This is a genomic window from Mesorhizobium sp. M7A.F.Ca.ET.027.03.2.1 (assembly GCF_003999175.1).
Taxonomy (GTDB): domain Bacteria; phylum Pseudomonadota; class Alphaproteobacteria; order Rhizobiales; family Rhizobiaceae; genus Mesorhizobium.
Window position 1 is genome coordinate 1 of the sequence record NZ_RZOM01000496.1, and the last position, 4371, is coordinate 4371.

Sequence of the window (4371 nt, forward strand, 5' to 3'; positions counted from 1 at the left end):
CGGTGGAGGAGAATGTCGGTCTCGGCCTCGAACTCGCCGGCGTACCGGAAGCCGAGCGCAAGGAGCGCGTGCAACGCCAGCTCAAGCTGGTCAATCTCGACCAGTGGTCGAAGAAATACGCGCATGAGCTGTCGGGCGGCATGCAGCAGCGCGTCGGCCTGGCGCGGGCCTTCGCCACCGAGGCGCCGATCCTGCTGATGGACGAGCCGTTCTCGGCGCTCGACCCGCTGATCCGCACCAAGCTGCAGGACGAATTGCTGCAGCTGCAGGCCGAATTGAAGAAGACCATCATCTTCGTCAGCCACGACCTCGAGGAGGCGCTGAAGATTGGCTCCCACATCACCATCATGGAGGGTGGGCGCATCGTGCAAACCGGCGCGCCGGAGGACATCGTGCTGCGGCCTGCCAACGACTATGTCCGCGACTTCATCGCCAATGTGAATCCGCTGTCGGTGCTGACCGCCTGGAACGTGATGCGCGACCGTCGCGATCTGGAGCACGGCAAGGACGGCTGGGTGTGGCTCGACCGCCGCAAGACGACGCGCTTCAAGATCGACGATCACGGGCTGGTGGCGGCCGCCGAACGCGATGGCAAGCCGGCGGTCTGGGTGTCGTGCGCCGATGTCGAAGGCCAATCCGAGGAAGCCGCGCAAGTGTTCTGGGCCAATCCGGGCACCTCGCTGAAAACCGTGATGCTGGCCATGCACCGTTCGCAGACCGCTCCCGTGGCGCTGTTCGACGACCAGTCGCGCTTCGTCGGCGCCATCGGCATCCGCGACGTGCTGAGCGCGGTGCTCCGGCGGTAGGTTCTCTAACGCCGAGTCAACGAGGCGCTGCGATCGAGCCGCCTCGTTCTAACTCCTTGTTTTGACGCAATTCCCAAGGGAAAGCGCTGTCCGCTTTCCCTTGGGAACCGTTCGCGTTTTTCCTGCTCTAAGCCGCCAGCGGCAGGCGCAGTTGCGTCAGCAGGCCGCCGCCCGGGTTGTTGGACAGGCGGATCTCGCCACCTGCGGCGCGCGCGATGTTGCGGGCAATGGTCAGGCCGAGGCCCAGACCGCCGGTCTGGCGGTTGCGCGATTGTTCGAGGCGCACGAACGAGCCGAACACGGCGTCGATCTGTGCCTGCGGTATGCCCGGCCCCTCGTCGCGGATGGTGAGCAGGATCATGTCCTCCGACCGGCGCAGCGAAAGATGCGCCTTCTTGCCGTAGGTGACCGCGTTCTGCACCAGATTGGTGACGCAGCGCTTGAGCGCGACCGGCCGCGCCATGCAGATCAGCCCGCGCGAACGGGTCTCGTCGTCGAACGATACGTCGTCATAGCCGTCGGCGATCGATTCCACGAGCGACCAGAAATCGATGCGTTCGTTCTTTTCCTCGGTCACTTCGAAGGTGGCGAAGTCGATCACCGAGCTGGCGATGCCCTCGACATCGGCGAGGTCGTGCGCCAATGCCTCGCGGACCGCCGATTTGCGCAACAGCTCCAGGCGCAGGCGCATCCTGGTCATCGGCGTGCGCAGATCATGCGCCAGTGCCGCCGCCAGATGTTCGCGGTCCTCGACATATTCGCGCAACCTCGCCTGCATGGCGTTGATCGCCTTGGCGGCGGCACGGACCTCGCGGCTGCCGCTCTCGGCGATCGGCGGGCTCTTCAGATCCTTGCCGATCCGGTTCACGGCGGTTTCCATCATCCGGTAGGGCGCCGTCAGCCGGCGCAGCGACCAGATCGACATGATCACCACCAGCCCTGCGATCAGTGAATAGAGCGGCAGGCTGTCGAAGCTCAGGATTGGGCCGACCGGCGTGATCGGCTCGGTGAAGTTCAGCCATTGGCCGTCGGCGAAGCGCAGCGAGGCCGTCAGCTTGTCGCTCTGGGCGAAGTCGGCGGCCAATACCAGAAGGTCGCGCTCGACCTGGCCGATGTCGGGTCCCGGGGCCGTGCCGTCCGCGTCATCGGCCTCGCGCGTCGCCGGATCGCGGCGTACGCGTGCATCGGTGATGCCGAATTTCGACAGCCTGCCGACGAGGATGTCTTCGAGTTCGGCCAGTTCGTCGTCACCGGCGATCGACGAAGTGACCGCCGGTGTGTCCGAAACGGTGAGCGCATAGGTTGAATTGAACAGGCCGCTCGCCGTCGCCTTGCGCTCGTCCGGACTGGCGTCATGCATGAGCTGCACCAGCGAGAAGGCACGGTCGTTGAGCCGGTAGAGGTCGACGACGTCGTTGGCGGCGGCGCGGTCGCGCGATACGATGTAAAGGGTCGCGACCTGGCTGATCAGCAGGCCGGCAATGACGATCAGCAGCACCCAGACAGGCAAGGTCTGCGGCAGGAAACGCCTCATTCGGAGGTCGTCTCGGGCAGGAACTGGTAGCCGCCGCTGCGCACGGTCAGGATCAGCTTGGGCGTCTTCGGGTCGTCTTCCATCTTGCGCCGCAACCGGCTGACCAGGATGTCGATGCTGCGGTCGAAGGAATAGTCGCTGTCGCCGCCGGACAGTTCGATGAGCTGGTCGCGGGTCAGCACGCGCTGCGCACTCTTGACGAAGGTCTGCAGCAGGTTGAATTCGGCCATGGTCAGCTCGACCCTGACATCGTCGGGTGCAATCAGCCGGCGCCGAGCACAATCCATCGTCCAGCCGGCGAAGCGGTAGATCTGCTTGGTGGAGGCGCGCTTGGGCTCGGCGGCGCCATTGCGCCTGAGCACGGCGCGGATACGCGCCAAAAGCTCGCGCGGGTCGAAGGGTTTGGGCACATAGTCGTCGGCGCCCATTTCCAGGCCGACGACGCGGTCTGTCGTCTCGGTGACGGCGGTCAGCATGATGATCGGCGTCGAATACTGGGCGCGCAGGTCGCGGCACAGCTCCAGCCCGCTCTTGCCGGGCAGCATCACGTCAAGGACGATGAGGTCCACCTGGACGCGCCGCAGGATGGTCTCCATCTCGACGCCGTCGGCGGCAACTGAGGTGTGCAGGCCCCGCTTCTGGAAGAATTCCTGCAGCAGATCGCGGATACCCTTGTCGTCGTCGACGATCAGTATGTGTGCGTCGGATTTCACAGCAGCCCTGTCATTGTTGCCAAGCCCTTCTGTCTTTGATTGCCAAGCCCTTCTGTCACAACCCACACGATAGAATTCAGGCCATATGTTGGCCAGTGGCTATGATGGGTTCACACCGGCTTTCTCAGACACAATCCAGAAACAAAATTCTACAGTTCAGAAAAACTCCTGAAAAATTTCAAGGGCATAACTGGTGTCGTGGCGGTCAGGTCATCGGCTGCGACGCTAGTCTCCGGGTTTACGGATAAACCGATGCCAAGGTTGTCGATCAGTTTGTTGGGTGCGTTGCTGGGCTTCTGCCTGGTCACTGCCGCTGTCGGACAATCGGACGCAAAGGTGACGCTCACAACCCGGAGCGAACGGTGCGCCAATCTCAGCCACCAATTTGATGAAGCCCTCGAAACCCACGCCACGGCAACGCAGGTCACCGCGGCAAAGGCACTTCAGAGAAAGGGCAACCGGTACTGCGCCGCCAAGAAACAGGCGCAGGGCATCCGGATGCTCGCCAATGCTTTGAAGCTGCTTGGAGTGACGCCGAACGACCCGGTTCAGTAACACTCAGAAACTTGACCCGCATAAAAAGGAAACGAAGCCATGAAAAAGTCCATCCTCTCCGCCACCGGTCTCGCCGTCGCTCTGGCTTTCGCGATGCCGGCTCTCGGCAACGCCGCCGCCACCACGACCGCTGCTCCGGCTGCTTCGACGACCACAGCTCCGGCGACTGCCGCTCCGGCCAAGGCTGCTCCGAAGAAGGTCGTCAAGAAGACCGTCAAGAAGCACAAGAAGGCTGCCGAGAAGGCCGTCAAGAAGGACGCCCCGAAGACGTAATCAGGTCCGGCATAAAATGCCGGCTGTTGGCCAAGGACGCTCCAGCTGGTTTCGGCTGGAGCGGCCTTCTTCCTGTCCGAGCCACCGAAGCCCTGACGAAGTCTGGCACCGGCAGCTTCCGCCTCGACTGACACTTAACCCGTTTGCAACGCCGGCCGTGTAGGACAATCCGCATGAAGAAGCGGCTTTCGTCCATTTTGCGCTCGATGGTGATCGGCGGCCTGGTTGCCACCGGCATCGCCAGGGTGCTGATCCTGTTCACCGCCAGCCCGGTGCCCGATCCGGCCACCGGACGCACCGAGCCTTCGCTGTTCGCGCCGGCGATTTCCACCAACTGGGACTACATCACGCCGGCACAGACCTGGCTGCTGATCGTGCTGACAGGCGCGACGTTGATCTGCGTCGCCGCGTGGCCGATCACGGTCTGGCTGGAACGCCGGGCGGATGCGGGTGGAAACCGCTTTCACCCCGATATCCGGCCCGCCACGAC

6 protein-coding genes are annotated in these 4371 nt (G+C 63.6%); 4 read left to right on the forward strand and 2 right to left on the reverse strand.

All coding sequences use genetic code 11. The features are described 5' to 3' along the window. The coding region (locus EN750_RS20590; protein WP_127397490.1) for an ATP-binding cassette domain-containing protein at positions 1-806 on the forward strand (806 nt) is incomplete at its 5' end. A gap of 127 nt (positions 807-933) precedes the next feature. On the opposite strand, the gene EN750_RS20595 is transcribed toward EN750_RS20590, so the two are convergent. Continuing rightward, the gene (locus EN750_RS20595; RefSeq protein ID WP_127397491.1) at positions 934-2340 is read right to left on the reverse strand and encodes an ATP-binding protein; all 1407 of its coding nucleotides are present in this window, start codon (positions 2338-2340) and stop codon (positions 934-936) included. Beyond that, on the reverse strand, positions 2337-3053 hold the full coding sequence (locus EN750_RS20600) for a response regulator transcription factor (RefSeq protein ID WP_127397492.1): 717 nt from the start codon (positions 3051-3053) through the stop codon (positions 2337-2339). The genes EN750_RS20595 and EN750_RS20600 overlap by 4 nt, the downstream gene beginning before the upstream one ends. A gap of 252 nt (positions 3054-3305) precedes the next feature. On the opposite strand from EN750_RS20600, the gene EN750_RS20605 reads away from it, so the two are divergent. The 3 genes from EN750_RS20605 to EN750_RS20615 form a co-directional block, all read left to right on the forward strand. Then, complete coding sequence (locus tag EN750_RS20605) at positions 3306-3608, forward strand: hypothetical protein (RefSeq protein ID WP_127266560.1); 303 nt, start codon at positions 3306-3308, stop codon at positions 3606-3608. Positions 3609-3647: 39 nt separating this feature from the next. Then, entirely contained in the window at positions 3648-3881 is a 234-nt protein-coding gene (locus EN750_RS20610; protein ID WP_013529962.1) for a hypothetical protein, read from the forward strand. A gap of 173 nt (positions 3882-4054) precedes the next feature. Beyond that, positions 4055-4371, forward strand: a 317-nt coding sequence (locus EN750_RS20615; protein WP_127397493.1) for a hypothetical protein, incomplete at its 3' end; no start/stop codon positions are given.

Coding starts and splice junctions, on each gene's coding strand:
- EN750_RS20595 (WP_127397491.1), bottom strand. CDS start 2,340: ATGAGGCGTTTCCTGCCGCAGACCTTGCCTGTCTGGGTGCTGCTGATC.
- EN750_RS20605 (WP_127266560.1), top strand. CDS start 3,306: ATGCCAAGGTTGTCGATCAGTTTGTTGGGTGCGTTGCTGGGCTTCTGC.
- EN750_RS20610 (WP_013529962.1), top strand. CDS start 3,648: ATGAAAAAGTCCATCCTCTCCGCCACCGGTCTCGCCGTCGCTCTGGCT.